The sequence below is a fragment of the Tropicimonas sp. TH_r6 genome (genome assembly GCF_033101155.1).
Lineage (GTDB): Bacteria > Pseudomonadota > Alphaproteobacteria > Rhodobacterales > Rhodobacteraceae > Tropicimonas.
The window spans coordinates 114,096-138,775 of the sequence record NZ_JAWMPX010000005.1 but is presented as its reverse complement, the minus strand read 5'-3'; the positions used below and the strand labels follow the sequence as shown (position 1 = coordinate 138,775).

The 24,680-nt window shown below is 64.0% G+C and carries 28 protein-coding genes and 1 riboswitch; of the genes, 17 read left to right on the top strand and 11 right to left on the bottom strand.

Features of this window, described 5'->3' with window-relative positions; all coding sequences use genetic code 11:
• Positions 1–188: 188 nt before the first annotated feature.
• Positions 189–689 (top strand): hypothetical protein, encoded by a 501-nt coding sequence (locus R3X27_RS07415; protein WP_317708202.1) that lies wholly within the window; start codon positions 189–191, stop codon positions 687–689.
• Between the two features lie 94 nt (positions 690–783).
• On the opposite strand, the gene R3X27_RS07410 is transcribed toward R3X27_RS07415, so the two are convergent.
• Entirely contained in the window at positions 784–1,404 is a 621-nt protein-coding gene (locus R3X27_RS07410; RefSeq protein ID WP_317708201.1) for a hypothetical protein, read from the bottom strand.
• A 398-nt stretch (positions 1,405–1,802) separates the two neighbouring features.
• Between R3X27_RS07410 and R3X27_RS07405 the strand changes: the two genes are divergently transcribed.
• The 5 genes from R3X27_RS07405 to R3X27_RS07385 all read left to right on the top strand — a co-directional run bounded on the left by R3X27_RS07405 (position 1,803) and on the right by R3X27_RS07385 (position 4,425).
• Entirely contained in the window at positions 1,803–2,156 is a 354-nt protein-coding gene (locus R3X27_RS07405; protein WP_317708200.1) for an AtpZ/AtpI family protein, read from the top strand.
• A complete protein-coding gene (locus R3X27_RS07400; protein WP_411572470.1) occupies positions 2,140–2,910 on the top strand; it encodes a F0F1 ATP synthase subunit A in 771 nt (256 codons plus the stop codon). The genes R3X27_RS07405 and R3X27_RS07400 overlap by 17 nt, the downstream gene beginning before the upstream one ends.
• Positions 2,911–2,971: 61 nt before the next feature.
• On the top strand, positions 2,972–3,196 hold the full coding sequence (locus R3X27_RS07395; protein WP_068314254.1) for a F0F1 ATP synthase subunit C: 225 nt from the start codon (positions 2,972–2,974) through the stop codon (positions 3,194–3,196).
• A gap of 84 nt (positions 3,197–3,280) precedes the next feature.
• On the top strand, positions 3,281–3,865 hold the full coding sequence (locus R3X27_RS07390; protein WP_317708198.1) for a F0F1 ATP synthase subunit B': 585 nt from the start codon (positions 3,281–3,283) through the stop codon (positions 3,863–3,865).
• On the top strand, positions 3,865–4,425 hold the full coding sequence (locus R3X27_RS07385; RefSeq protein ID WP_317708285.1) for a F0F1 ATP synthase subunit B: 561 nt from the start codon (positions 3,865–3,867) through the stop codon (positions 4,423–4,425). Before R3X27_RS07390 ends, R3X27_RS07385 begins: the two co-directional genes overlap by 1 nt.
• Positions 4,426–4,505: 80 nt before the next feature.
• Here the strand turns inward: R3X27_RS07385 and R3X27_RS07380 are convergent, their stop codons facing one another.
• From R3X27_RS07380 to R3X27_RS07365, 4 genes are all read right to left on the bottom strand, one after another.
• On the bottom strand, positions 4,506–4,793 hold the full coding sequence (locus R3X27_RS07380; protein ID WP_317708197.1) for a hypothetical protein: 288 nt from the start codon (positions 4,791–4,793) through the stop codon (positions 4,506–4,508).
• 118 nt (positions 4,794–4,911) lie between these two features.
• Complete coding sequence (locus R3X27_RS07375; RefSeq protein WP_317708196.1) at positions 4,912–5,679, bottom strand: FadR/GntR family transcriptional regulator; 768 nt, start codon at positions 5,677–5,679, stop codon at positions 4,912–4,914.
• A gap of 104 nt (positions 5,680–5,783) precedes the next feature.
• On the bottom strand, positions 5,784–6,437 hold the full coding sequence (locus tag R3X27_RS07370; RefSeq protein ID WP_317708195.1) for an OmpA family protein: 654 nt from the start codon (positions 6,435–6,437) through the stop codon (positions 5,784–5,786).
• 108 nt (positions 6,438–6,545) lie between these two features.
• Positions 6,546–7,394: a bifunctional helix-turn-helix domain-containing protein/methylated-DNA--[protein]-cysteine S-methyltransferase gene (locus tag R3X27_RS07365; RefSeq protein ID WP_317708194.1), complete on the bottom strand. Its 849-nt coding sequence runs from the start codon at positions 7,392–7,394 to the stop codon at positions 6,546–6,548.
• A 281-nt stretch (positions 7,395–7,675) separates the two neighbouring features.
• Here R3X27_RS07365 and R3X27_RS07360 point away from each other — a divergent pair, with 281 nt between their 5' ends.
• Positions 7,676–8,383, top strand: coding sequence for an outer membrane protein (locus tag R3X27_RS07360; RefSeq protein ID WP_317708193.1), 708 nt, complete (start codon positions 7,676–7,678; stop codon positions 8,381–8,383).
• 73 nt (positions 8,384–8,456) lie between these two features.
• Here R3X27_RS07360 and R3X27_RS07355 read toward each other — a convergent pair whose 3' ends face one another.
• Complete coding sequence (locus R3X27_RS07355) at positions 8,457–8,852, bottom strand: hypothetical protein (RefSeq protein ID WP_317708192.1); 396 nt, start codon at positions 8,850–8,852, stop codon at positions 8,457–8,459.
• A gap of 177 nt (positions 8,853–9,029) precedes the next feature.
• Between R3X27_RS07355 and R3X27_RS07350 the strand changes: the two genes are divergently transcribed.
• The 5 genes from R3X27_RS07350 (at position 9,030) to R3X27_RS07330 (ending at position 13,311) form a co-directional block, all read left to right on the top strand.
• Positions 9,030–9,590: a lysoplasmalogenase gene (locus tag R3X27_RS07350; RefSeq protein WP_317708191.1), complete on the top strand. Its 561-nt coding sequence runs from the start codon at positions 9,030–9,032 to the stop codon at positions 9,588–9,590.
• An 82-nt stretch (positions 9,591–9,672) separates the two neighbouring features.
• Positions 9,673–10,854 carry a signal recognition particle-docking protein FtsY gene (ftsY, locus tag R3X27_RS07345; RefSeq protein ID WP_317708190.1) on the top strand — a complete coding sequence of 394 codons (1,182 nt, stop codon included), beginning with the start codon at positions 9,673–9,675 and terminating at the stop codon, positions 10,852–10,854.
• Positions 10,855–11,035: 181 nt separating this feature from the next.
• Positions 11,036–11,938: a DMT family transporter gene (locus R3X27_RS07340; RefSeq protein WP_317708189.1), complete on the top strand. Its 903-nt coding sequence runs from the start codon at positions 11,036–11,038 to the stop codon at positions 11,936–11,938.
• Between the two features lie 55 nt (positions 11,939–11,993).
• Complete coding sequence (locus tag R3X27_RS07335) at positions 11,994–12,602, top strand: inner membrane-spanning protein YciB (protein ID WP_317708188.1); 609 nt, start codon at positions 11,994–11,996, stop codon at positions 12,600–12,602.
• Between the two features lie 337 nt (positions 12,603–12,939).
• Entirely contained in the window at positions 12,940–13,311 is a 372-nt protein-coding gene (locus R3X27_RS07330) for a hypothetical protein (protein WP_317708187.1), read from the top strand.
• On the opposite strand, the gene R3X27_RS07325 is transcribed toward R3X27_RS07330, so the two are convergent.
• On the bottom strand, positions 13,301–14,005 hold the full coding sequence (locus R3X27_RS07325) for a glutathione S-transferase N-terminal domain-containing protein (RefSeq protein WP_317708186.1): 705 nt from the start codon (positions 14,003–14,005) through the stop codon (positions 13,301–13,303). The two genes, R3X27_RS07330 and R3X27_RS07325, sit on opposite strands and share 11 nt — an antisense overlap.
• Before the next feature lie 38 nt (positions 14,006–14,043).
• On the bottom strand, positions 14,044–14,964 hold the full coding sequence (locus R3X27_RS07320; protein ID WP_317708185.1) for an alpha/beta hydrolase: 921 nt from the start codon (positions 14,962–14,964) through the stop codon (positions 14,044–14,046).
• Positions 14,965–15,117: 153 nt separating this feature from the next.
• Positions 15,118–15,196: riboswitch (SAM riboswitch) on the top strand.
• A 43-nt stretch (positions 15,197–15,239) separates the two neighbouring features.
• On the opposite strand from R3X27_RS07320, the gene metZ reads away from it, so the two are divergent.
• Positions 15,240–16,418: an O-succinylhomoserine sulfhydrylase gene (gene metZ / locus R3X27_RS07315; RefSeq protein ID WP_317708184.1), complete on the top strand. Its 1,179-nt coding sequence runs from the start codon at positions 15,240–15,242 to the stop codon at positions 16,416–16,418.
• A gap of 114 nt (positions 16,419–16,532) precedes the next feature.
• Positions 16,533–17,984, top strand: coding sequence for an aldehyde dehydrogenase family protein (locus tag R3X27_RS07310; protein WP_317708183.1), 1,452 nt, complete (start codon positions 16,533–16,535; stop codon positions 17,982–17,984).
• A gap of 182 nt (positions 17,985–18,166) precedes the next feature.
• Here R3X27_RS07310 and R3X27_RS07305 read toward each other — a convergent pair whose 3' ends face one another.
• Positions 18,167–19,153, bottom strand: a complete 987-nt coding sequence (locus R3X27_RS07305) for an aldo/keto reductase (RefSeq protein ID WP_317708182.1) — start codon at positions 19,151–19,153, stop codon at positions 18,167–18,169.
• Positions 19,154–19,199: 46 nt separating this feature from the next.
• Here R3X27_RS07305 and R3X27_RS07300 point away from each other — a divergent pair, with 46 nt between their 5' ends.
• The 3 genes from R3X27_RS07300 to R3X27_RS07290 all read left to right on the top strand — a co-directional run bounded on the left by R3X27_RS07300 (position 19,200) and on the right by R3X27_RS07290 (position 21,560).
• Positions 19,200–19,937, top strand: coding sequence for a glucose 1-dehydrogenase (locus tag R3X27_RS07300; RefSeq protein WP_317708181.1), 738 nt, complete (start codon positions 19,200–19,202; stop codon positions 19,935–19,937).
• A gap of 10 nt (positions 19,938–19,947) precedes the next feature.
• Positions 19,948–20,928: a P1 family peptidase gene (locus R3X27_RS07295; RefSeq protein WP_317708180.1), complete on the top strand. Its 981-nt coding sequence runs from the start codon at positions 19,948–19,950 to the stop codon at positions 20,926–20,928.
• A gap of 74 nt (positions 20,929–21,002) precedes the next feature.
• A complete protein-coding gene (locus R3X27_RS07290; RefSeq protein WP_317708179.1) occupies positions 21,003–21,560 on the top strand; it encodes a hypothetical protein in 558 nt (185 codons plus the stop codon).
• Between the two features lie 446 nt (positions 21,561–22,006).
• On the opposite strand, the gene R3X27_RS07285 is transcribed toward R3X27_RS07290, so the two are convergent.
• Positions 22,007–23,020: a ribose-phosphate pyrophosphokinase gene (locus tag R3X27_RS07285; RefSeq protein WP_411572469.1), complete on the bottom strand. Its 1,014-nt coding sequence runs from the start codon at positions 23,018–23,020 to the stop codon at positions 22,007–22,009.
• A 132-nt stretch (positions 23,021–23,152) separates the two neighbouring features.
• A complete protein-coding gene (locus R3X27_RS07280) occupies positions 23,153–24,652 on the bottom strand; it encodes a hypothetical protein (protein ID WP_317708178.1) in 1,500 nt (499 codons plus the stop codon).
• Positions 24,653–24,680 lie beyond the last annotated feature (28 nt).

Genomic DNA, 24,680 nt, shown 5'->3' with positions numbered 1-24,680 from the left:
GCCCCGATTTCCTTCCCTGAACGGCCCATGTAACAGGCCCGCATGCAACCGAATGACTCGTTCAGGGGGCTGACGTTCAATCTTGGCCAGGATTCTCTTTTTTCTCCGAAATCCGTGTGATCGATGGGCGACTCCTGGCGGAACGCCGGTTAGTCTGTGACTCGTTTCACCCGCTGCCCGGTCCGGCCATGAAGATCACCCGCCAGACACATAGCCAACTCGTCCTTGATTACAGGCCCTGGCCTCTGACCATCGGTCTTGCGCTGTTCATCCTGTTCTTCGCCGGGGCCGGGATCACGATGCTGATGCGGGGCGATCCGTTCGGGCTGGTCTACATTTTCGGCGGCGGCGGAATCGGGCTGCTCTGCATGCTTGTCTTCGTCGAACGCCTGCAGCTCATCCTCAACCGCCAGTCCGGCAATGTCCGGATGCGCCGCCGGACATTGCGTGGCTACCACGAAGACGTGCAACCGTTGCGCTCGCTGCTTGGCGCTCGTGTCGAGCTGTCTCAAAGCCGTGGGCGGGAGCCCTCAAGCCGGTTGGTCCTCGTCTTCGACTCGCCGACCGGACCCATGGCGCGCCCTTTGGCTGGGGTCTCTGTAACCGGCAGTGGCGTCGGACCGGCGGCACAGGCGGTTAATGACTGGCTTGGAATTGCACCGGAGGATGTGCCTGCCCCGCGCCGGTGATCTGCTGCGGGTGTCAGCGGCCTATGACGGACCTGCCCGCCTTCGCGGCAGGCCGACCACAGGAGAGCGTCCGAAAGCTCGCCAAGGCGTGGGATCAGGCCGCGGGCCAGAGACGGCGCATCGCCGCGAGACGCCGGAACGGGTGCTGCAATGCGGAGCGCAGCAAAAGCTCTGTGGATGAAACGGCCTCGGCGATGCGGGTGTAATGCGCCTGCCGTTTGGACGAATTGCCGGACCGCAGGAGTTGGGATTCTGTCTCCCGGACGATGGCGCGGGATGATTTCGAGACCGTCGCGCGGCTGCCTGACGTGACCGGCCGATAGGTCTTTCGGGCGACCTTGAGCGGCGGCGTTGCCGGGTCGAGATTGGCGGTCACCAGCGCGTCGAGCTTCTTGCCGGCCTGCCCGAGGATCTTCCTGGCGTCACGATAATCCGGCTTGCTGCCATTCAGTCGGGACGCGGTACGGAAGGTCTGGGCAAGGCAATCCGGGCGGTAGACCCAGGTCAGTTCGGAGCAAACCCGCGCGCCTTCGCGGATCCGCTTTTCCATGGCGGCGGTGGCGCTGTTGGTAAAGGCGAGGATGTATGCGCCGTCAGGTGGAGGCGGAGCGGGCCCGGCCAGAGCTAGGCCGGTGGCGCAGAGCAGGGCTGGAAGGGGGACGGAGAGGCACGCGCCCTTGGTGGCGATCGAACGGAGTGTCTTCGGGGTCGGCATGGCAAGACTCCCTTTGTAACATGGAGAGTCTGCAGGCCTCCGGGTGATCTGTCCACGTGGTATGGTGACCTGTCGGACCGCGCGGCGGTGCCGGTGCGGCGACTTGTGGATTGATGCCGAAACAGGCGCGCCGACGGGCTGCGTGGAGCGGGGCGGTCAGTGCACTTCTGGGGGCGTTGCGACGGTTCAAACGACTGGGCCCGAATGGAATGTCAACCGGATGGTTGAATTTGCCGATGCGGGCTTGTTGGGCGCTAACGGGCTGGCAGCGTTTCAGGAGAATTGTAAAAACATATCAAAATCAATGAGTTGTTTGGCAATGCAATTGCAGCATAGCTGATTGACTCAGAGCGCCCCGCCGGACTAGCTTGCAGCGAACTGTTGGAGGGTGGCCCCCAGTGGCGGAGAAAAGCGAGCGCGAGCAGCTCAGGCAGCTCGAAAAGAAGATCGCACGCGCCAAGGGCGAGGAAACGGACACCTCTGCAACGGGAGACCTCTCTCAGGCCAATGTGGCCTGGCAGATGGTGACGGAGCTTGTGGCCGGTATCGTAATCGGTCTTGGCGTCGGCCTTGGGTTGGATGTTCTGCTCGGAACGAAGCCCTTCATGCTGGTGCTGTTCATATTGCTGGGCTTTGTGGCCGGTGTGCGCGTGATGATGCGAACCGCCGCGGATGTTCAGGAGAAGCAGGTGGCCCAAGCCGCCGCGCAAGGTAAGCAAGCGGCGAAAGCCGCCGATGAAAAGAGGGACTGAGACGTTGGCAGACGAAGCACACGGCGGCGGTATCCAGATTCACCCGATGGACCAGTTCAAGGTCGAACCGCTCTTCGGCGGCGACCATATCGGCATGCTCACGCCCACGAACGTGACGCTCTGGCTCGCACTCGCGGTCGGCGCTGTTGTCCTGCTGCTCGTCGTCGGCACCCGTGGCCGCGCCATCATCCCCAGCCGCGCCCAGTCGGTCGCCGAGCTGGCCTATGGCTTTGTCTACAAGATGGTCGAGGATGTGGCCGGCAAGGATGCCGTTCGCTTCTTCCCCTATATCATGACGCTCTTCATGTTCATCGTGACCGCGAACTTCCTCGGCCTGCTGCCGATGTCCTTCGCCACCACCTCGCATATCGCTGTTACGGCGATCCTCGCCATGGCGGTGTTCCTGACGGTGACCGTGCTCGGCTTCGTTCTCAATGGCACCAAGTTCCTCGGCCTGTTCTGGGTCAGCTCGGCGCCGATGGCGCTGCGCCCGATCCTCGCGGTGATCGAGATCATCTCGTATTTCGTTCGCCCGGTGAGCCACTCCATTCGTCTTGCCGGAAACATCATGGCCGGTCACGCGGTGATCAAGGTGTTCGCGGGCTTCGCCGCCGTCGCCACCATCGCGCCCTTCTCGATCCTCGCCATCACGGCGGTCTATGGCCTCGAGGTCCTCGTGGCCTTCATCCAGGCCTATGTCTTCACAATTCTGACCTGCGTCTATCTCAAGGACGCGCTGCACCCGTCCCATTAAAGACGGCGCAAAGGTCCCGAATACCAAAAACATCAACTTCCAATCGCAAGGAGAAATCATCATGGAAGGCGATCTCGCACATATCGGCGCTGGCCTGGCTGCAATCGGTTCTGGCGCTGCTGCTATCGGTGTTGGCCACGTTGCTGGCAACTTCCTCGCCGGCGCTCTGCGCAACCCCACTGCGGCTGCCAGCCAGACCGCAACTCTCTTCATCGGTATCGCATTCGCCGAAGCCCTGGGCATCTTCTCGTTCCTGGTCGCGCTTCTGCTGATGTTCGCCGTCTAAGAGAACTTCTGAGATCCTTGCCGCCAGGGGGGCGGGCCGATCCGCTCGGCCCCCTTGGTGAACTTCCAGATCCAGGAGGACAGCATGGCAGGCGACAGCCACGCAACCACAGCTACGGAACACGCGACCGATGCCGCGCACGGGGCCGCTGACGCTGCACATGCAGCCGAGGGCGCCGGTATGCCGCAGCTCGACTTCGCGACCTTTCCGAACCAGATTTTCTGGCTGATCATCGCGATCTTGGCGATTTACTACATCCTGACCAAGATCGCGCTGCCCCGCATCGCCGGCGTTCTCGCCGAGCGGAAGGGTACGATCACCAACGATATTGCCGCGGCCGAAGAGCTCAAGCTCAAGGCGGTCGAGGCTGAGAAGGCCTATGAGAAGGCCCTGGCCGAGGCGCGCGCCGAAGCGCAGAAGATCGCGGGCGAGACCCGTGCCGCGATCAAGGCCGAGCTGGACGTGGCGACCGCGAAGGCGGATGCCGATATCGCGGCGAAGGCCGCCGAGTCGGCAGCCCATATCGCCGAGATCCGCGACAGCGCGATCATAGCGGTCGATGCCGTGGCCAAGGAAACCGCGTCCGAGATCGTGTCCGCGCTGGGCCGTCCGGTCGATGCGGGGGCCGTGGCTGCCGCGGTCGAAGCCCAGATCAAGGGAGACGCATGATGCGCAAGCTCATCCTGTCCGCCGCCCTGTCGGGCGCTGCCGCACCGGCCTTTGCCGCTTCGGGGCCCTTCTTCTCGCTCGGCAATACGGACTTCGTGGTCCTGATTGCCTTCATCGTCTTCATCGGTGTTCTGGTCTACTTCAAGGTGCCGGGCATGCTCGGCAAGATGCTGGATGACCGGGCCGATACGATCCGCAAGGATCTGGACGAGGCCCGCGCCCTGCGTGAGGAAGCCCAGACGGTTCTGGCCTCCTTCGAGCGCAAGCAGCGGGAAGTCTCCGAGCAGGCAGACCTGATCGTGCAGCAGGCCAAGGCCGATGGTGAAGAGGCTGCCAAACAGGCCAAGATCGACCTCGAGAAGTCGATTGCGCGTCGTCTGCAGGCTGCCGAAGACCAGATCGCCTCTGCCGAGGCGGGCGCGGTCAAGGAAGTCAGGGACACCGCAGTCAACGTGGCCGTTGCCGCCGCCGCAAAGGTCGTGGCCAAGGGCCTGAAGAAGGCCGATGCCGCGGCGCTGATCGACGACAGCATCAAGGTCGTGGACGCCAAGCTCCACTGATCCTGGACATCAGACAAACGGACAAGGGCCGGCATTGCGCCGGCCCTTGTCCGTTTTACAGGTCCCGCTTTCAGCCGTCCTCAGACCGCCCAATCGGCGATGACGTGGTAGGAGCCGCGTTCCGGCGGTCCTTCAAGGTGGTCGGCAAACGCGCCCCAGAGCTTGGTGACCTTGTTCGCAGTCTCGGCATCCATGGTTTCGACCGTCGACAGCGCGACGACATGCCCACTGCCATCATCATTCATTACGTTGATGAACCGCACCATTCCCGGCAATGCCAGGATATCGGCTTGCAAGCCGTGCATGATCTCGGTGGCCGCTGCGCGCGAGCCGGGCTTCATCTTGTAATGTGTCACTCTGGCAAACATGTCTGTCCTCCCTGAAATGATCCGCCCGTTGGCGGTTGGGTGGTTTACCCAAGGAAAAGATAGCATGGATGGGATGAATCGCCGAATGCGCTGGCCGGGACCCCGACAGGATCGCGCGTCAGCTGTCCCTGGTGTGCTGCAGCCGCTGGCGCGCGATAGCCTCGTTATGCTCGGCGCGGCGCAGATCGAGCATCGCTGTCTCGACATAGTCGAGATGCGCCTCGACCGCCATCCGTGCGCCTTCGGGATCGCGGGCGCGGATGGCGTCATGAATGGCGCGGTGTTGCCCCAGCAGGTCGGACCGCGTGACACGTTGGCGGAACATTTCCTGACGGTTGTAGAAGACCCCTTCGCGCAGGAGTTGGTAGGTGGCCCGCATCATGTGCAGCATGACGATGTTATGGCTGGCCTCGACGATGGCGAGGTGAAAATCGGCATCGAGCCGCGCCTCTTCCGCGCCTGAGCGGTTCTCATGCGCTTTCTCCATCTGCGCCATGATCTCGGATATCACCGCGAGATCCGTCTCCGAGCCCAGCCGTGCCGCGCGTTCGGCGGCCAATCCTTCCATGTCGCGGCGAAAGGCGAGATAGTCGAAGACGGCTTCGTCATGGCGCGAGAACAGGTCGATCAATGGCTGCGAAAAGGCGGCCGCCGTGATCTCGGAGACAAAGATGCCCGCGCCAGCCTTGCGCTGGATCAGCCCGCGCGCTTCGAGTTCCGACAAGGCTTCGCGCAGCGAGGGGCGCGATACGCCCAGCCGTTCGGACAGGTCGCGCTCGGAGGGCAGGCGCTCCGAGGGGTGGAGAATGCCCCGCAGGATCAGCGTCTCGATCTGATCGACAACGGCGCTGCTGAGCTTTTCGGAATGGATGGGTGTGAAGGGCATCTGGGAACCGGCTGAATTGGTCAGGTCAGATGACCACTTTTCGCGCCACTTCGCAAGTGCGGGGGGGACGGGCGCGCCTCGACCAGAGGCGCGCCTGAACGGGATCAGACTTCGGTCGACCGGATGAGGATATCGACACGCCGGTTCTGCGCCCGGCCTTCCTCGGTCAGATTGGAGGTAATGGGGCTGTCCTCGCCCCGACCGGTGGCGGCAAGCCGTGTGGCGGCGACGCCGTTATTGACCAACACGCCGCTGACGGCCTGCGCGCGGCGGACCGAGAGGTCGCGGTTGTAGTCGGCATCCCCGGTATTGTCGGTATGGCCGACGATTTCGGCCTGGCTGTTCGGGAACTGGTTCAGGTTATTGGCCAGTGCGGCGAGATCGCCTTGCAGGGTCGGGCTGAGATCCGTGCTGTCCACGGCGAACAGGATGTCCTGCGGCATGGTCACCCGCAGCAGGTCGCCGTCCTGGGTAATCGAGATATTGTCGTTGGAGATCGAGGCGCGCAGCGCTTCGGCCTGAGCGTCCATCCGATTGCCGATCAGCGCACCGGTCCCGGCGCCGACAGCCGCGCCGATCAGCGCACCCTTGGCCGTGCCGCCACTTGCCCCAAGCCCGGCGACAGTGCCAAGCGCGGCGCCGACAAAGGCGGTGTCGCGGGTGTAGTTTGCGTCTGGATTGAGTTGGGCGGGGTCGGTGCAGGCGGCAAGCAGCAGCGCGCTGCCGGCCAGGGCGGTCAGGGGAAATCGGAATGTCATGCTCTGTGCCTCTTGGAGGGTCTTGTTCTGGCTTTGTAATACGCCGTTTTCTACGTCGAGGAACCCCTCGAAATGCGGTTTGGCGAGGTTTTGCCAAGCGTGCGCGCTTCAATCGGCCTCCACTCGGGCCGATTCCCAGGCCAGCAGCGCGCGTTTGACCGGCAGGCCCCAGTGATAGCCGCCAAGCCCGCCGGATTTGCGGATCGCGCGGTGACAGGGGATCAGCCAGCTGACCGGGTTGCGTCCAACGGCGGTGCCGACCGCCCGAACCGCGCGCGGGTTGCCGATGGCATTGGCGATCTCGGAATAGGTCGTGACATGTCCGGTCGGGATCTGTAGCAGCGCTTCCCAGACCTTGATCTGGAAGGGGGCGCCGATGAGATAGAGCCGCGCCTCGCCATCGGTTTCACCAAGCGCTGCCTGCACCCAGGGGCGCATCGCCATCGGATCCTCGGTGAAACGGGCCTTGGGCCAACGGGCCAGCATATCGGCCATCGCCGCCTCCGCCCCGGTCTCGGCGGCAAAGGCGATGCCGCAGATCCCCTTGTCGGTCGCCATGAAAAGCGCCGGCCCGAAGGGACTCTCGAACCAGCCCCAGAAGATCTCCAGCCCGGCCCCCTCGCGCGCATAATCGCCCGGGGTCATCGCCTCCCAGCGGAGGAACATGTCATGCAGTCGGCTCGACCCGGACAGGCCCACGGCATCAGCGGCCTCCAACGTGGTGAAATTCTCCCGGAGGAGCACTTTCGCCTGTTCCAATGTGAGGTATTGCTGGTAGCGCTTGGGCGATACCCCGACCCATTGGCTGAAGAGACGCTGGAAATGTGCGGGGCTCATGTTCATCCGCGCCGCCAGCCCTTCAAGCGACAGCAGTTCTCCAGCCTCTGTCGCGGCATCGATCTCGTCCAGCGCGCGGCGCATGACCTGAAAGTGATAGGAAGATTGGGGAGCGTTCATCTGGGACCTGTCGAGCTGCGTTGCGTCCAGACTAGGCCGGAGCCGTCGCCATCGCGACCCGTTTCCTGCGCCTTTGCGGAGTGGAGGGGCTGGTGCCATGCGAGGAACCGCCGCCCGAATATGAAACTAGAATACATATACCTGCAAAAGTTCAGCTTAATATGTTTAAAATAAATAGTTTTTTGTTGAGGGGAAGGTGTCATGCAGACATGCCTTCCCCGCGGCGCGGTCCCTTGGATGCGAAGCTGCAAATAAGACCAGGCAGACATACAGGCAGTGACATGATCAAGACGCCTCGCGCGCTTGCGCTCGTGCTATGCGCGTTCTCCGGGCCCGCTCTTGCCGGCGGCCTCATCCAGACGTTCCCCGAAGAACCGTTCGTGGAGGGGACGACGCCGGGACCGGTCGGGTTTGCCGGGGCCTATGCCGGGATATCGTTGGGATACGCTTCCGGCAATGACGAAGTTGGCGTTTCCGGTCCGACGATTTCTGGAAAGGACAAGATTGGAGATTTCGATTCCGATGGCACCAGCTTCGGCGTCCAGTTCGGCTATCGCTGGGATCTCGCGTCGATGTTGCTCGGGGTCGAGGCCGCAGCGACGGGCGGCACCATCTCCGCCGATTTCGACAATTCCGACGGGAATGGCGAAACAAGCGTGGATTACGCGCTCTCCCTGCGTGCCTCCGCCGGAACCGAAATTGCCCGCGAAACCCTTGTCTACGGCTTCGCCGGGGCGTCCTATGCCCAGTTCGACTATGACGTTGCCCGCGACGCCGGCGGCGACATCTCCGAAGAGTTCAGCCGTATCGGATATCTCGGCGGGATCGGTCTTGAGCGTGCGATCGGTGAACGTTGGTTGGTGCGGGGTGAGTATCAATACACCAACTACGGCAGCGAAGACCTGACTGACAGCAGCGGCTATGCCACCAAGGCGACGCCGGACTACCACTCTTTCACCGTCGGCCTGAACTATCGCTTCGGGCAGTGAATCGACATCTTCCAGTACTAGGTTTTCAATACAAAGGCACGCCTTGCTGCATCGCTGGCGCGGGCAGTTGCGCTCAAACCCCAATCCTGGGGCCGAGACAGGAGAGCGGCTCGTCGGTCTCGCCCGCATCGTAGAGCTCCGTCTCACCCTCGCGATCCTCGAACAGGGCCCGAAGCCCGTCGCCGCGTGCGAAGAAGCTCCAGCATTGAGGCCCGTGCCCGCCCTCGTAGACGAAGCAGATAAGCTCTTCCTGCGGATACCAGCGCCCTTTCTTGCACTCGCCGTCGAGGAAGGTCCATGTGACCTCCCGGTTCTCTTCGTAGCGCTCGGCGCCATAAGGCCGGCCCTCGGAGTAGAAATGCAGTGTGCGCCCGAGGGTCAGTGCGTCGAATGCCTCCGCTGAAAGCGGGGTATCGGCGAGGGCCTGGGCAGGGAGGGCGAGCAGGGCGAGAGCAAAGAGGCGTTGCATGGTGCGACCATGCCAGATCCCGGCGCGACGCTCCAGCGCCGTGACGGAACGGGTGACAGGGCGGGCGGTAAATTGTTAGCGAGGGCCATGTCTGCGCTGCCCCAGATCCTTGCCGTCCTTGCGGCGCTTGCCTCGGTCGCCTACCTGCTCCGCTTTTGCCATCGGGCGAGCAGTGGCATGAAAACACGCGTCAAGACAGCCTCGACCGCCCTGCTTGCGCTCGCAGCCCTTGCCGCCGGTGCGCCCGTCTGGCTCACGCTTGCCCTCGGGCTCGGCGCGCTTGGCGACCTGATGCTCTCGCGCGACGGAGAGCGCGCCTTTCTTGCCGGCCTGATCGCCTTCGCCGCCGCGCATCTCGCCTATCTCGGCCTCTTTGTTACCAACGGGCAGGCCGCTGCGGCCAATCTGTCGGGCCAGACCTTGCCCATCCTCCTCTTGCTGGGTTTCGGCGCGACCATGGCGCGCCTGCTCTGGCCCGCCACCGGCGCGCTGCGTGGACCGGTCATGGGGTATGTCGCCATAATCCTTGCCATGGGTCTCGGAGCTCTCGCCCTGCCGCCGGGCGCCTCGGCCCTGCCGCTGATTGCAGCGTTCTGTTTCATCGCCTCGGATGCCATCCTCGCCGCCGAGCTGTTTCTCCTGCCGGAGGGGCATCCCGCCCGCCGCGCCACGCCATTTGCCATCTGGCTGCTCTATTGGTCGGCACAGGCGCTGTTTCTCGTGGCCTTCCTTCCTTGATCCGCACGCGATGCGGCAATCCCGGTCTTCCAAATGCACAAGCTTGTGATTAGGTGGGAGCAACTCCTAGCGGAAAGACCACATGGCATTCTTCAAGAAACTCAAGGACCGGCTGTTCAAATCCTCCTCGAAGCTCGATGAGGGGCTGGAGGCGATCGTGCAGGATGGTGGCGAGGAAGAGCGCGTCGAGGCCGCGCCCGAAGCCCTCTCCCAGCCGGAGACGGCTCCTGCGCCCGTACCGAGCCCAGTACCGGACCACGTCCCGAGTCCTGAACCGAGCCGCGATCCGGAACCGGATGCGACGCCCGCCCCCGTCTCGGTCCCTGCGGCCGCCGCCACGCCCGTCCGAGATCCGGTGCCGGAAGCCGCGCCGTCGCGCCCGGGCCTGATCGGACGGCTCATGGGGCGCAGCGAGTCCGGACCGGTGGTCCGCCGCGCGCTGGATGACGATATGCTTGAACAGCTCGAAGAGCTGCTCATCGCCTCCGATATGGGGGTCGACACCGCGTTGCGTGTCACCGCCAACATGGCCGAGGGGCGGTTTGGCAAGAAGCTGTCTTCGGCGGAGATCAAGGCGCTGCTGGCCTCCGAGGTCGCGCGGATCATGGAACCGGTCGCCCGGCCGATGCCGCTCTATCCGAAGAAGCCGCAGGTGGTGCTGGTGGTCGGCGTGAACGGTTCCGGCAAGACCACGACCATCGGCAAGCTCGCCAGCCAGTTTCGCGCAGCCGGCAAGAACGTTGTGATCGCCGCGGGCGACACGTTCCGCGCCGCCGCCGTCGAGCAGCTTCAGGTCTGGGGCGAACGCGCCGGTGTGCCGGTTCTGACCGCGCCGGAGGGGTCGGATCCCGCCAGCCTTGCCTATGACGCGATGGAGCAGGCGCAGCGCGACGGCGCGGATCTCCTTATGATCGACACGGCCGGCCGATTGCAGAACCGCGCCGACCTGATGGAAGAGCTGGCCAAGATCGTCCGCGTGATCCGCAAGAAGGACCCGGACGCGCCGCATAACACGCTGCTGGTTCTGGACGCGACCACGGGCCAGAATGCGTTGAGCCAGGTCGAGACCTTCCAGAAGCTCTCCGATGTCTCCGGTCTCGTGATGACAAAGCTCGATGGTACGGCGCGGGGCGGTGTGCTCGTGGCGCTGGCCGACAAGTTCGGCCTGCCGATCCACGCCATCGGCGTTGGCGAGCAGATCGACGATTTGCAGCCCTTCGACCCGGAGGAGTTCGCCGCCGCCTTGACAGGCGCGGAGGCGTGACAGCCGTCTGGCAGGTGTGCGCGCCGGAGCCGGAGGAACATTGCGTGATGCGAGAGGCATGCGGGCTGGGTGTTCGACCGGATGCGGTGGCGCGGATCGGATTGGCACAATCGCGTCACGCGCTCACTCTGCGACGGGGCGGTCGGTTTCTGGGCGTGGATCGCTCCGTGGGCCGCACGGCATGAGCGAGTGGATCGTCGGATTGGAGGGCACGGAGGCCGGGGCCCGTCTGGCTATGATCCTCGCCCTGAGCGCGGCCTTCCTCCACGCCGTCTTCGGCGCGTTGCAGAAGGGGCGGTTCGACCCCTGGCTCAGCCGCGGCGTCATCGACGCCTGGCTCTTTGTCCTCTCCGCGCCCATCGCGCTCTTCCTTGTTCCCTGGCCGCAGGGATGGGAATGGCTGATCATGGCGGGTGTGATGGTGATCCATTTCGTCTACAAGATCGGCATGGCGCTGGCCTTTTCGCGCGGCGCGTTCACCGTGGTCTACCCGGTGGTGCGCGGCTCCGGACCGCTCTTCACCGTCTTCGGCGCCTGGCTCATCTTCGGTGAGACCTTCACGCCTGTTCAATGGCTGGGTGTGTTCGTGCTCGTGGCCGGAATTTTCGGATTGGCGGTCTACAACCTGATCCATATCGAGATCGACCGCGAAACCCTCGTGCCCGCACTCTGGCTGGCGCTGGGCACCGGCGCCATGGTCGCGTTCTATACCACCTATGACGCCTATGGCATCCGCGCGACGCCGGACCCTTTCACCTTCCTCGCCTGGTTCTTTTTCCTCACGGGGATCGACATGCCCGTGATCGCGGCACTGCGCTGGCGCAACCTGCGGCATCGGCCCGATCCACGCCCGCTCGTCTGGATGGGCCTGTTCGGCGCCGTGATCGCGTGGGGCAGTTTCGGGTCGGTCATGCTGGCGACACGGCTCGACAAGGTCGGCGAAGCGGCGGTGCTGCGCGAGACTTCGACCGTCTTCGCGGCGCTGATCGGCTGGCTCGTTCTCAAGGAAAGCGTCGGTCCGCGACGGCTGGCGTTGATGACGCTTATCGCAGCCGGCGCGGTGATCGTGGAGCTTGGCAGTTGACAGCGGCGCGAAAAACGGGTGCATCCATGCGAAGCCAATCTGGAGTGTCCGCGTGATGGAAGAGAAGAAGATCAACCCGGTGATCAAACAGGTCCTCGAACTCGGACCGACCATCGCCTTCTTCGTCGCCTATATGCGGATGCGAGAGCAGACCTACACGATTGGCGGCATCGAGTATGACGGCTTTATCATCGCCGCCGGGGCTTTCGTGCCGATCCTGCTGGTGGCGATGGCGATCCTTTGGAAGCTTACGGGCAAGCTCTCCCGTATCCAGGTGGTGACGGCGCTCATGGTGATCATCTTCGGCGGGATGACTGTGTGGTTCAACGACGAGACCTTCTTCAAGATGAAGACAACAATCGTCTACGGTCTCTTCGCCATCCTGCTCGGGATCGGGCTGCTGCGCGGGCAGAGCTATCTCTCCTGGGTGCTTGGCGAGGCCATGCCAATGGCCGAGGAAGGCTGGATGAAGCTCACGCGACGGCTGGCCGTCGGCTTTGCGGTGCTTGCCGTGGCAAACGAGTTCGTCTGGCGGACCATGTCCACCGATGCCTGGGTGAAGATCGAGACTTTTGCCTTTCCGCTCGCCCTGTTCGTCTTCCTCATGGCGCAGATATTCAGCTTGCAGAAATACATGGAACTCGAGGACGAACCGGCGGAATGAGCCCCGTCAAAGCGGTTTGCCGCCGTCAGACGCATCGGAGCTTCAGCGCCGCTTGCCCGGGGGCAGGGCGACATGTATCGAGGCCGCGACAGCACAGGCCCAAGCGCGCCGAAGAAAAACTCAGGGACCGGACCGGCGATTGTTCTGACATGCAAACTTGAACAGGAAGTCTCAACGAAATATCGCCCAAACTGCCGGTGGACCCGTCAAGGGACAGGGGCCCCGAAAGGATGTCGCGTTCGGTGAGGCGCTGCGTGCGCTCTCTTTTTATGCGTGGCACGGTCCGGATCTGTCGTCCGATGAGCAGGCCAACGCTCTGCTCGAACGCGCCTATCATGTGCTTGTCGCGCGGGGACGCGCTTTTTCGGCAGAAGATTTCTCTCTTTATGTCCTGTCGCGGCAGCTCGACCGGGTTTCGCCTGCGGATCACGCGGCTTTCCGCAAGGGGGCGGCCCGCTACCTGCTGGAGAATCGTGGACGGGTGTCTGCGGAATTCAAAGCGCTGACGAAAGATGCCAGCGGCCCGTTTGGCGAGCCGGCGCCGCGACCTGTCCTGCCTGAGCCTCCAAAAGACCGGTTGCAGGACGTCGAGAGCCCCGCGCTCGACGAGTTCGTGTTTTCTTTCGGTGCCACGAGGACGTCGGATGTCTATCTGTTGACGCAGCCGTTTTTTGTGCCTGGCGGGCCGCAAGAGACGCCTAACGCTTGAAAAGCACCGACTGGCTCGCCGTATCCTTGCGAAAATCGCCGCGCTTTTCGGCTGCCAGCGCGCGACCGCGCTGCACGCCGGGGCGTGCGGTGAGCGTCTCAAGCCAGCGCGCCATATGCGGCTTGTCGTCCAGCGTCTGCTGCTGGCCCTCCCAGAGCGAAGCCCAGCCCCAGATCGACATATCGGCGATGGAGTAGAACTCACCGGCCACGAATTCATGTTTCGCCAGCTGCCGGTCCAGCACACCATAAAGCCGCCCTGTCTCGGCCCGATAGCGGTCCTTCGCGTAAGGCAGATCATTGGGCGGGTCCATTGCCGGCGCGTATTTGAGGAAGTGATGCGCCTGACCGGCCATCGGCCCGAGCCCGCCCATCTGCCACATCAGCCACTGGTCGACCGTGATCCGGTCGCGCTCGGTCTCGCCGTAGAACCGTCCGGTCTTGCGGGCGAGATATTGCAGAATTGCACCGGATTCGAAGAGCGAAATCGGCGTGCCGCCCGGGCCCTCGGGATCGATGATCGCCGGCATCCGGTTGTTTGGCGCGATCTTGAGGAAGTCCGGATCGAACTGGTCGCCCTTGCCGATATCGACGAGATGCAATGCGTAGGGCAGGTCCATCTCCTCAAGGGCGATGGAGACTTTCCAGCCATTCGGGGTCGGCCAGTAGTAAAGCTCGATCGGGTCCTGGGTCATGCGCGCGCTCCTGTCTGAACAGGGCGCAACAATGCCGGTCAGGAGGCGAAGGGCAAGGGGCGAATGAGGCGGGTGCCGATGCGGAAGAGGGAGGAGGTCGGTCTCGGTGGCTGCTTCAGCGGTCTCAAGGCGACCTCGCGGTGGAGCACGGCGCGGTAGAAGGGAAAGAGACCGGAGCGCAGATAGACCGACCAGTGGCAGATGCGCTTGTCCGAAGCCGGGATCGGGAAGCCTTGTGCGGCCAGCGCGTCGCGGGTTTCGGGCCAGTCGATATTCACGTCGATCCAGTTTCCGACCCGCTCCGAGAGCCCGGTGCCGAGCGCTTGGTCGCCGAAGCGCAGAGGCGCCACGAGCCATTCCAGCAGACGGTCGTAGACTCCGTTCTCGCGGCTGGTGATATTGAGAATCTCGACCCCTCGCCCAGCCTCGGTGTCGAGGCAGCGCAGCGCCACAGAGCGCATCTCTGCAGGCGCCATCAGCACGGCGCGGCCCATGGCGCGGGCCGGAAGGTGCGGCAGCGCGGACAGCGCGACCCGGCAACCCAGCGAATGCGCCAGCACATCAACCGACCGACCGGGACGGATCCGGCGAATGCGCCGGATCAGGCCGGCAAGCGCGCGCCCGGTCGCCTCGGCGCTCCGATACGCCTGCCAGAGCGAGCCGCGCGCCTCCCAACCAAGCGCGATGCAGAGCGGCTCATCCGCGGCCCCGGAGCCGAGCCCCAACGCGCGTGGCCATGACAGCGCTTTCCAGCAGTCGCGTTCGGGCGAGAGCGACAGGATATGTCGATGCGGACTGGTCTGATCGAGTGCGGGCGAGAACGTGTAGCCATGGATCAGGACCACGACCGGCGCCGCCTCGCTGGCCCTGTCCAGCGCGCGATACAGGGCCTGTTCCGCTTCATGAGGCGCGCAGAGCCTGTCGCCGTCGGTATCTACCCGAACCAGGGGCATCGTCATCCTTCCACCACATCTTGTGTGTTGCCTAGAGCGAGTCTGCTACTACAGGGTGACGCGCCGGTTACGGCGCCGTGACGCATGGGTAACGATACGGTAAAGCTTCAGCGGATTGCTTGACGCGACAGGCATGACAGCGCTACTTGGACGGCGCGCACTCGGCGCCCTGGCGATTTGTTCACCGGATTGCGGGCCAGGATAATCATTCCGCTAAAGAGGTCAGGACGGGTCGCCCCGCCGCTGACTGCGGTGGGGCTTTTTGCTGGGAGGTCTCCGCGATGGAAGACTGGAAAACACGCACGAAACTGGTCCATTCCGGCATTCGCCGCAGCCAATATGGTGAGGTGGCCGAAGGGATCTTCATGACCCAGGGCTTCGTCTATGACAGCGCCGAACAGGCCGAGGCGCGTTTCCTCGAAAGCGGTCCCGACGAGTTCATCTATGCCCGTTACGGCAACCCGACCGTGAAGATGTTCGAGGATCGCATCGCAGCGCTGGAAGGGGCGGAGGATGCCTTCGCGACCGCCTCCGGCATGGCCGCCGTCAATGGCGCGCTGACCTCCATGCTCAAGGCGGGCGACCATGTCGTTGCCGCCCGGGCGCTGTTCGGTTCCTGTCTCTATATCCTCGAGGACGTGCTGACCCGGTTCGGCGTCGAGGTCACCTTCGTCGACGGCACAGATCTTGCCCAGTGGAAACAGGCGATCAACAAGGACACCAAGGCCGTCTTCTTCGAGACCATGTCCAATCCGACTCTGGAAGTGGTGGACATTCCGGCCGTGGCCAAGCTCGCCCACCGTGTGGATGCGAAGGTGATCGTTGACAATGTCTTCGCGACCCCGGTCTTCTCCCGAGCGCTGGAGCAGGGCGCCGACGTGGTCGTCTACTCGGCGACCAAGCATATCGATGGGCAAGGGCGGGCGCTTGGTGGTGTGATCCTCAGCACGAAGGAATTCATCCGCAAGACGGTCGAGCCCTATCTCAAGCATACCGGCGGGTCCATGAGCCCGTTTACCGCCTGGATCATGCTCAAGGGGCTGGAGACACTGGACCTGCGGGTGCGCGCACAGGCGGCGACGGCGCAGGCCATGGCAGAGGCGTTGCAGTGGGACAGCCGGCTGGAGCGGGTGATCTATCCCGGGCTCGAGCAGCACCCGCAGCATGTGCTGGCTGGCCACTTGCTGGAAAAGCCCGGCACCGTGCTCTCGCTCGACATCAAGGGCGGGCAACCGGCGGCCTTCCGCTTCCTCAATGCGCTGCGGATCATGACGATCTCCAACAATCTCGGCGATGCGAAATCCATCGTCACCCATCCGGCGACCACGACGCATCAGCGCCTCTCCGAAGAGAGCCGCGACGCGCTCGGGATCACGCCGGGGCTGGTCCGGGTGAGCCTTGGGATCGAGGATTGCGACGACCTGATTGCCGATGTGAAACAGGCGCTGGACGCGATCTGACAGCGTGCCGCAGGCCGTGCCGTCGCGCCATGCGCGGCGGCCGCTTGACAGTTCCCGGTCGAAGCGATTGCTTGTGCCCGACGGCCCAACAGGGGCCGGTCGGGAGACTCGGATATGGGTAATGCGACATCAGGCTGGTTCGACAGCCGAGAGCTTTTCATTGGCGGAAACTGGTCTGAGGCGGCAGATACCCTGCCGCTGGAGAACCCATCGACCGGCGAGGAGATCGGAACCATCGCCCGGGGCGGCGCGGGCGAGATCGATGCGGCCGTGGCGGCGGCACGGGCGGCGCTGGACGGTCCGTGGGGGCGGGCAACGGCGGTTGAACGCGGGCGTGTTCTGGTGCGGATCGGGCAGCTCGTGCAGGAGCGGATCGAGGATCTGGCCCGGCTCGAGGCGCATGATGTCGGCAAGCCTCTGACCCAGGCACGCAACGACGCCATCGCGCTGGCTCGCTACATGGAGTTCTATGGCGGCGCGGCGGACAAGCTGATGGGCGAGACGATCCCCTATCTCGACGGCTATACCGTCTACACCCTGCGCGAGCCACTTGGCGTGACGGCGCATATCATCCCCTGGAACTACCCGATGCAGATCATCGGCCGCTCGGTCGGCGCGGCACTTTGCATGGGCAATGCGCTGGTGCTGAAACCGGCGGAGGAGGCCTGCCTCACGGCGCTTGCCTTCGCGCGGCTCGCCGAGGAAGCCGGGCTGCCGGCCGGAGTGCTGAATGTCGTACCGGGCCTGGGCGAAGAGGCCGGTGCGGCGCTGTCGGCCCATCCGGGCATCGACCATGTCTCCTTCACCGGCTCCCTTTCCGTCGGTCAGGCGGTGCAGAAAGCAGCGGGCGAGAACGTCGTTCCGGTGACGCTGGAGCTTGGCGGCAAGTCGCCCCAGATCCTGTTCGAGGATGCGAATGTCGACGCCGCGCTGCCCTTCCTCGTCAATGCCGGGATCCAGAATGCGGGGCAGACCTGCTCGGCCTCCTCGCGCATCCTCGTGCAACGGGCGTTGTTCGACGAGGTCGCGGGCCGGATGGCGGAACGCTACGGCGCGCTGCGGGTCGGGCCGGCCATGTCGGATCTGGAGGTCGGGCCGCTGATTTCGGCGCGGCAGAAGCAGATCGTTGAGGGCTACCTCCGACTTGGTTCGGATCTTGAGGTGCTGGGCGAAGGGCGGATCGTCGAGGATGCGCCGGCTGGCGGGCATTACGTTGCGCCGCGGCTGCTTTCGGGGGCGACGCCGAGCCACGTGCTGGCGCAGGAAGAGATCTTCGGGCCGGCGCAGGTCCTGCTGCCCTTCGAAGATGAGGAAGAGGCGGTGGCCATTGCCAACGGGACCGGGCTTGGACTCGTCGCCTCGGTCTGGACGGAAAACGGCGCGCGCCAGATGCGGATGGTGAAACGGTTGCGGGCCGGGCAGGTCTTCGTCAACAACTATGGCGCGGGCGGCGGCGTCGAACTGCCCTTTGGCGGTGTCGGCAAGTCCGGGCACGGGCGGGAGAAGGGCTTCGAGGCGCTCTATGCCTTCTCGCAATTGAAAACGGTGGCCTGTCTCCACGGATAGGGACTGAGCACAGACAGGACGGCGATAGCAGGCATCGCCGAGAGGCCGTGCCAGCCCGTCTCGGCGGGCTGGTGCCTTGGTGTCCGCCCGCGCCGCTCCGATCAAACTCGAACGCGGCTGAGATAGCGTGCAGACCTTGACTGTTGCGGCACCAGCCCACGTGCAGGCACAGTCACGGCTTTCTACCGTGCGCGCGGCTCCCCTTCCGGCGGCCGATCCACCAGTGCCTCGATCTCTGCCATCACCTCCTCCGACAGCGGGCCGAACGCCAGCGCGCGGGCATTCTGCTCGGCCTGATCGACAGTCCGGAAGCCGGGGATTGGGCAGGTGTTGGGGCTTTTCGCCCAGAGCCATGCCAGCGCGCCCTGCGCAACGCTCCGTCCGTCCGATTGCAGCAATTCTTTGATTGCGTCGAGCATCTCGAGTACTTCCGGAACGACATTTCCGCCCTGGAAATACTCCATCCAGTCGAAAGAATTCGTTCGGATATCGGAGGGTTGCAGCTTGAAATCCGCGGAATACTTGCCGGAAAATACCCCCATCGCCAGCGGCATCCGGTTCACCGATAGCAACCCGTGATGTTCGATCGTGGACATTACCTGGCTGGCGGGAACCCAAAGATTCATCGTGTGCTGAACCGCCGTGAAGCCCGGCCACTCGGCATAGGCCGCCGCGGAGTCCGGAAAATCGGTGGACCAGCCGAACGCGCCGATCTTGCCCGCCGACCGCGCAGCTTCCAGAGCGTCGAAGATCGGTGCAGCCGCCTCGGGCGACATTTCGTTGAGATGCAGGAAGATCATGTCGATATGATCCCGTCCCAGTCGACGCAGGCAGCCCTCGATCTCGGACACGGCCTCATCGCGGGTCTCCACCGTGCCGGTGACCTGCTTGGATTTCGCGTCGAAGAGATTGCCGATCTTGGTCGAGATCACCACATCATCCCGCCCGTTGAGCGCCGCGCCGAGAACGACTTCCGAATGGCCGGCGCCGTAGACGCTGGCCGTGTCGAAATATCGCGCACCGCTGTCGAGGGCGGCGTGAATCGCCCGGATCGACTCGCTATCGTCCACTTCGCCCCATCCAAGCGGCGTTTCATCGGCCCAAAGCGGACCGCCAATGGCCCAGCATCCCATGCCGAGCCGCGGATTGCTGTTGAGATTCAGCGTCATGAGGTGTCTCCTCCCGAAAACTGTTTGCCAGCATGGGAGGAGTCGCATGCGACTGGAAGGAAAATCCGCAATCGTGACCGGGGGCGGCTCCGGTTTCGGTGCCGGAATCGCGCGCAAATTCGCCGCCGAGGGCGCGCGGGTCATGGTGGCCGATATCAACGCCGATGCGGCCGAGGCGCTGGCCGCAGAGATCGGCGGGGTAGCGCAGGCGGTGGATGTCGCCTCCGGCGAGAGCGTCAAGGCAATGGCGGAGGCCGCGATCAGCGCCTTCGGACAGGTCGATATCCTTGTCAACAATGCCGGCGTGACCCACCTTCCGACGCCTCTGGAAGAGGTCTCGGAAGCCGATTTCGACCGGGTGCTCGCGGTCAACGCGAAGTCGGTCTACCTGACAGCGGTGCATCTGGTGCCGCATATGAAAGCCGTTGGCGGCGCGATCCTCAATGTCGCCTCGACGGCCGGTGTTTCGCCGCGCCCGCGCCTCAACTGGTACAATGCGTCGAAAGGGTGGATGATCACCGCGACCGAGGCGATGGCGGTGGAGCTTGCGCCGTCGGGCATCCGGGTCAACGCCCTGGCGCCTGTTGCGGGCGAGACGCCGCTGCTGAAGAGTTTCATGGGCGAGGACACGCCGGAGATCCGGGCGAAATTCCTTTCCACCATCCCGATTGGACGCTTTTCGACGCCGGAAGACATGGGAAATGCCGCGCTCTATCTCTGCTCCGACGAGTCCAGCATGGTGACCGGCACGATCCTGCGGGTCGATGGCGGCCGCTGTATCTGAGGAGGACGCGATGCGCCCCGGCGAGCGGAACCTGATCACCGATGTGCCCGGCCTGCTGGTCGGCAATGCAAGGGATGCGGGCGTGAAGAGCGGAACGACGGTGCTGCTCGGCGAGCGGCCCTTCACGGCGGCGGTCCATGTCATGGGCGGCGCGCCCGGGACGCGGGAGACGGACCTGCTGGCGCCCGACAAGACGGTGCAGCAGGTCGATGCGCTCGTGCTTTCGGGGGGGTCGGCTTTCGGACTGGATGCGGCTTCGGGCGTGGCCGATGCGCTGCGCGCGCGTGGGCGGGGCTTCGATGTGGGCGGACAGCCTGTGCCTATCGTGCCCGGCGCGATCCTGTTCGACCTGCTCAATGGCGGCGACAAGGATTGGCCGGAAAACCCCTACAAGGGTCTCGGGCGCGCGGCGCTGGATGCTGCGGGCACGGAATTCGCGCTCGGCACGGAAGGTGCGGGCACGGGTGCCACGACGCGCAGCCTCAAAGGGGGGCTGGGCTCGGCCTCGCTGGTGCTTGAGAGCGGGATCACGGTCGGGGCGCTGGTGGCGGTGAACGCGCTCGGCGATGTCGTCGGTGACGGGGCGGAGTTCTGGGCCGGCCCTTGGGAGTTTGGACGGGAATTCGGTGGATTGGGACCGGTGCGGACCTTCGATCCGGGGGCCGAACCACGCTTCAAGGACGGGCAGGCGACAACAATTGCCATCGTGGCGACCGACGCCGCGCTGAGTCAGGCCGAGGCGCAACGCATGGCCACAGCGGCGCATGACGGCATGGCGCGAGCGATTGTCCCATCGCACACGCCTTATGACGGCGATCTGGTTTTTGCCGCAGCGACCGGGGCGATGCCGCTGCCCGACCCCGTCCTGACGCCGATGGCGCTTGGACATGCGGCAGCGACCTGTCTTGCGCGGGCGATCGCGCGGGGAGTGTATGCGGCCCGGCCGGCATCGGGCGACCCGGTTCCTTGCTGGTCCGAGAAATCCACCTGATGTCCTTGCCGAGAATTGAGACAAGGTCGCCAATCGGTTAGCATCTTCCAAGCCTGACGACCCCTGGAGGTTCCATGTTTCGATTTGCCGTGACCATCGTCGCGCTTCTGGGCCTTGCGCCATTTTCGGTCGGAGCCGACGAAGTGCTCGAAACCATTGATGCCGCGCGCGAGGCCTACGAGGCCGGCAACATGCAGGACACGCTGAAGGAGTTGGTCTCTGCACAGCAACTCGTGCAGGAACGCAAGACAGCGGAGCTGACGGCATTCCTGCCCGGCCCGCCTGATGGCTGGAGCCGCGAGATCAACACCGATATGGGCGCGGCGATGGCGATGTTCGGAGGCGGCGTCGGCGCAGAGGCGGTTTATGCCAGCGGCAAGGACAGATTTACCGTGCTGTTGATGGCCGATAACGCCATGGTTCAGGGCTTTGCGGGGATGCTGAGCGGCGCGGGCCTGATGCTTGGAAAACGGATCCGTATTGGCTCGAAGACATTCATGGACCAGGACGGCGAGTTGACCGGGCTGGTCGACAATCGCATCCTGGTGCAGTCGAGCGGCGCGTCGGTCGAGGTTATGAGACCGATCCTGGAACAGTTCGATTTCGACGCTATGGCCGAGTTCGGTCGTTGACCGGTTTCTGGTCCGACCGCGCCGCGTAAGCGGCGCCACGCCCCAAAGGGGAGAGGCGCGTCAGCGTCCGCTCCCCGAGGGGGAGCGTGGTGCAAGCCGGAAGACAGGGCACATATGAGCCTTGGACCGGCGTGACAGGCGCCGGCGACCGCCGGAAAAGGGACCACGCTTTCGATCCGGGCCAGTGGGTGAGCTGAATCACAGGTCGCGCAGATATTTCTGAGGTTGACCGAGGGGCCGTTTGCCTGCGGTTGCAAGAACGTTCAATGACCGCTCAGCCATCACTGCTCTGTGCCAATCCCCGCAATCAGCGCCCGTCACGCCTCACCATGCCATTCGGACCTTGGGTCAATCGTCGGCAGCGATCACCGGCCTGTCAGAAGCGCTAAAAGCATTCGGGCGCCCAAGGGCGCCCGCGCATCCACCAGTCTGGCGGGGTTCAGGGATCAATATGTCCCTTCATAGATCGCCGCGAGGGCCTCGTGATCGAAGAGAGACGAGACGGAGGTGCCGTTCCAGATATTCAGGATTGCCTGGGCAAACATCGGCGCAGTGGGCACGATGCGAATATTCTTGGCTTTCTTCACCTCCTCGGTCGGTTCGATCGAGTCGGTGATCACCAGCGATTTCATCGAGGAATGCGTGATCCGCTCGACGGCCGGACCGCTGAGAACGCCGTGGGTGATATAGGAGTGGACCTCCTTGGCGCCAGCCTCAAGCAGTACATCCGCGGCCTTGCAGAGCGTGCCGGCCGTATCGCAGATATCGTCCACGATGATGCAGGTCTGGCCCGTCACATCCCCGATGACGGTCATCTCGGCCACTTCGCCCGCCTTTTCGCGACGCTTGTCGACGATGGCCAGCGCAGCGCCGATCCGTTTGGCCAGTTCGCGGGCCCGGCCCACGCCGCCAACATCCGGCGAGACCACGGTGATCTTGTCCAGCTTCTTGCCGAACTTGTGTTTGATATCGAGCGAGAAGACCGGCGAGGCGTAAAGGTTGTCCACGGGAATATCGAAGAAACCCTGGATCTGGGTCGCGTGCAGATCCATCGTCAGGACCCGCTCGATGCCGGAAGCGGCGATCATGTTGGCGACCAGCTTGGCCGAGATTGGTGTGCGGGCCTTGGAGCGGCGATCCTGGCGGGCATAGCCGAAATACGGGATCACGGCGGTGATCCGCTGGGCCGAGGACCGGCGCAGCGCATCGGCCATGATCAGCAGTTCCATGAGATTGTCATTGGCCGGGTTCGAGGTCGGCTGGATGACGAACATGTCCTCGCCGCGGACATTCTCGTAAACTTCGACAAAGATTTCCTGATCGTTGAACCGCTCCACGCGGGCATCGACAAGGCCGACGGTCATGCCGCGGCTCATTGAAACGCGACGGGAGATCGCTTGCGACAACGGCGGGTTCGCATTGCCTGCGATCAGTTTCGGCTGGCTCTGGTGGGGTATCATTCGACTGGGCTCCGGAGTGGTCGGAATCATGACAGGGATGTGACGGTTTCCGCCTACCCCAAGGCCGGGCAAATATAAACACTCCGTTTTGGTCGGAAGCGTCGCATCAATATGTTGTTGCTCCGGAGCGCCTCAGCGCGTGCAGATCGTGTCGAGACGTCCCCAATAGGCCAGGTGCCAGTCCCCGAACCCGTGGATGCAGGCCGGTGTCTCCCCTGTCTCGGCGAGAATACCGGCAAGTTTCTCTTCGGAAACGAAAGCAAAAATGTCCTGCCCTTCCGCGCGGGCGCCCGTGAAACGATCGAGGCGCCAGGAGGAAAGCGCCGGTCGGTCCAGTTCCGCACGGCCGAAACGCAGAGGGAAAAGCTCCTTGATCAGCTTGTTTCGGGTGCCGTCCGTCCTCTCATAGAGAATGCGGACCGTCTCCGGTGGTGCAAGCGCGATGATCTCGGCCACCGGGGCAAGTGCCCGGTCTTGCGGGACGCCGGGCTGCGTCGCCTTGAGGAATCCTAAGGTGGCGAAAACGAGCATAAGCGGCGCGATGGCCAGCCAGCTCCAACGCGTGCGGGACCTTGCAGCGGCCATGCCGGTGGCGGCCAGTGCCAGGAGTGCGATCCAGGGTGGCAGGAAGTACCGTGGGACGAGCACGCTGGTCCAGGCGCTGACACAGATCATCAGAAACGTGTAGCCAATCATCAGAAAGGCCAGGGCAAGCAGACCCGGACGGGTGCGGCACGCGGTAAGGCCAATGGCGACAAAGCTGACAAGCAGGATGGAGATTGTCCAGATCAGCGGCGGTGCCAGTTCCGGTGCGATGGAAAGTCGTGTCAGCGCGACGGCCGGGTCGACATCAATGACGGCTGACACCCAGAGATTGCCGAGCCCTTCAAGGCCGAGGGTGTTGTATTTCTCTGCCCAGTAACCGTCGACATTGCGGGCGATATGCGGACCGCTCACGATGAAATAAGCAAGCACCGCGACGATGCCCGGCACTTTCAACGCCTGTTTCCAACGTTGGAGGAACGCCTTGTCGCGCCGGGTGCGGGGCAGGAGAAAGGGCAGGAGGGCGGTGGACAGGAAGGCAAAGATTCCGGCCGTGATGGTCAGGCTGGCCATGGAAAAGCCGAAGGCGAAGAGGCGCCGGGGCCGTTGGGTGGCGTCCGCGCTGTCGCGCCCAAGCGTGGCAAGGAGGCCCATCGCCCCGGTCAGCCCGATCGCAAGGAAGAAGATAAGCAAGCCGTAGGGGCGGGCGTTCTGGGCCCAGTGGACGGCCAGCGGCGACCATGCATAGAAGAACCCGAAAAAGAGCGCTGCGGGGCGGTTGACATGCAATGCCAGCGCAGCAGCGAGAATGGCGGCGCCGGCGGAGTCGAAGATTGCGGAGGCCGTGCGCATGGCGACGATATTCGCACCATCGATGCCGAGCGCCTTCATCAGGGCGAAATACAGGGGCGAGTGGCCGCGCGTGATCCTGTCCTTGGCGAGCCCGAACCAGTCGCGCGAGATCGCGAACTGTGAATAGATCTCGTCGAGCCACGGCTCGCGCAGATCGACACCGAGCAAACGGATCGTCAAGGCGAGGGCGAAGGTGGCTAGCGCCAGAAGGAGAGCGAAACGGGTTGTGGCGGTCATGATCTGAAGTCCGGATTCCTGGCAATTG

What these genes read in the sequence shown, in the direction of transcription:
- R3X27_RS07415 (WP_317708202.1), top strand. Translation starts at nt 189, where the DNA reads ATGAAGATCACCCGCCAGACACATAGCCAACTCGTCCTTGATTACAGG.
- R3X27_RS07410 (WP_317708201.1), bottom strand. Translation starts at nt 1,404, where the DNA reads ATGCCGACCCCGAAGACACTCCGTTCGATCGCCACCAAGGGCGCGTGC.
- R3X27_RS07400 (WP_411572470.1), top strand. Translation starts at nt 2,140, where the DNA reads ATGAAAAGAGGGACTGAGACGTTGGCAGACGAAGCACACGGCGGCGGT.
- R3X27_RS07395 (WP_068314254.1), top strand. Translation starts at nt 2,972, where the DNA reads ATGGAAGGCGATCTCGCACATATCGGCGCTGGCCTGGCTGCAATCGGT.
- R3X27_RS07390 (WP_317708198.1), top strand. Translation starts at nt 3,281, where the DNA reads ATGGCAGGCGACAGCCACGCAACCACAGCTACGGAACACGCGACCGAT.
- R3X27_RS07385 (WP_317708285.1), top strand. Translation starts at nt 3,865, where the DNA reads ATGCGCAAGCTCATCCTGTCCGCCGCCCTGTCGGGCGCTGCCGCACCG.
- R3X27_RS07380 (WP_317708197.1), bottom strand. Translation starts at nt 4,793, where the DNA reads ATGTTTGCCAGAGTGACACATTACAAGATGAAGCCCGGCTCGCGCGCA.
- R3X27_RS07375 (WP_317708196.1), bottom strand. Translation starts at nt 5,679, where the DNA reads ATGCCCTTCACACCCATCCATTCCGAAAAGCTCAGCAGCGCCGTTGTC.
- R3X27_RS07370 (WP_317708195.1), bottom strand. Translation starts at nt 6,437, where the DNA reads ATGACATTCCGATTTCCCCTGACCGCCCTGGCCGGCAGCGCGCTGCTG.
- R3X27_RS07365 (WP_317708194.1), bottom strand. Translation starts at nt 7,394, where the DNA reads ATGAACGCTCCCCAATCTTCCTATCACTTTCAGGTCATGCGCCGCGCG.
- R3X27_RS07360 (WP_317708193.1), top strand. Translation starts at nt 7,676, where the DNA reads ATGATCAAGACGCCTCGCGCGCTTGCGCTCGTGCTATGCGCGTTCTCC.
- R3X27_RS07355 (WP_317708192.1), bottom strand. Translation starts at nt 8,852, where the DNA reads ATGCAACGCCTCTTTGCTCTCGCCCTGCTCGCCCTCCCTGCCCAGGCC.
- R3X27_RS07350 (WP_317708191.1), top strand. Translation starts at nt 9,030, where the DNA reads ATGAAAACACGCGTCAAGACAGCCTCGACCGCCCTGCTTGCGCTCGCA.
- ftsY (WP_317708190.1), top strand. Translation starts at nt 9,673, where the DNA reads ATGGCATTCTTCAAGAAACTCAAGGACCGGCTGTTCAAATCCTCCTCG.
- R3X27_RS07340 (WP_317708189.1), top strand. Translation starts at nt 11,036, where the DNA reads ATGAGCGAGTGGATCGTCGGATTGGAGGGCACGGAGGCCGGGGCCCGT.
- R3X27_RS07335 (WP_317708188.1), top strand. Translation starts at nt 11,994, where the DNA reads ATGGAAGAGAAGAAGATCAACCCGGTGATCAAACAGGTCCTCGAACTC.
- R3X27_RS07325 (WP_317708186.1), bottom strand. Translation starts at nt 14,005, where the DNA reads ATGACCCAGGACCCGATCGAGCTTTACTACTGGCCGACCCCGAATGGC.
- R3X27_RS07320 (WP_317708185.1), bottom strand. Translation starts at nt 14,964, where the DNA reads ATGACGATGCCCCTGGTTCGGGTAGATACCGACGGCGACAGGCTCTGC.
- metZ (WP_317708184.1), top strand. Translation starts at nt 15,240, where the DNA reads ATGGAAGACTGGAAAACACGCACGAAACTGGTCCATTCCGGCATTCGC.
- R3X27_RS07310 (WP_317708183.1), top strand. Translation starts at nt 16,533, where the DNA reads ATGGGTAATGCGACATCAGGCTGGTTCGACAGCCGAGAGCTTTTCATT.
- R3X27_RS07305 (WP_317708182.1), bottom strand. Translation starts at nt 19,153, where the DNA reads ATGACGCTGAATCTCAACAGCAATCCGCGGCTCGGCATGGGATGCTGG.
- R3X27_RS07300 (WP_317708181.1), top strand. Translation starts at nt 19,200, where the DNA reads ATGCGACTGGAAGGAAAATCCGCAATCGTGACCGGGGGCGGCTCCGGT.
- R3X27_RS07295 (WP_317708180.1), top strand. Translation starts at nt 19,948, where the DNA reads ATGCGCCCCGGCGAGCGGAACCTGATCACCGATGTGCCCGGCCTGCTG.
- R3X27_RS07290 (WP_317708179.1), top strand. Translation starts at nt 21,003, where the DNA reads ATGTTTCGATTTGCCGTGACCATCGTCGCGCTTCTGGGCCTTGCGCCA.
- R3X27_RS07285 (WP_411572469.1), bottom strand. Translation starts at nt 23,020, where the DNA reads ATGATACCCCACCAGAGCCAGCCGAAACTGATCGCAGGCAATGCGAAC.
- R3X27_RS07280 (WP_317708178.1), bottom strand. Translation starts at nt 24,652, where the DNA reads ATGACCGCCACAACCCGTTTCGCTCTCCTTCTGGCGCTAGCCACCTTC.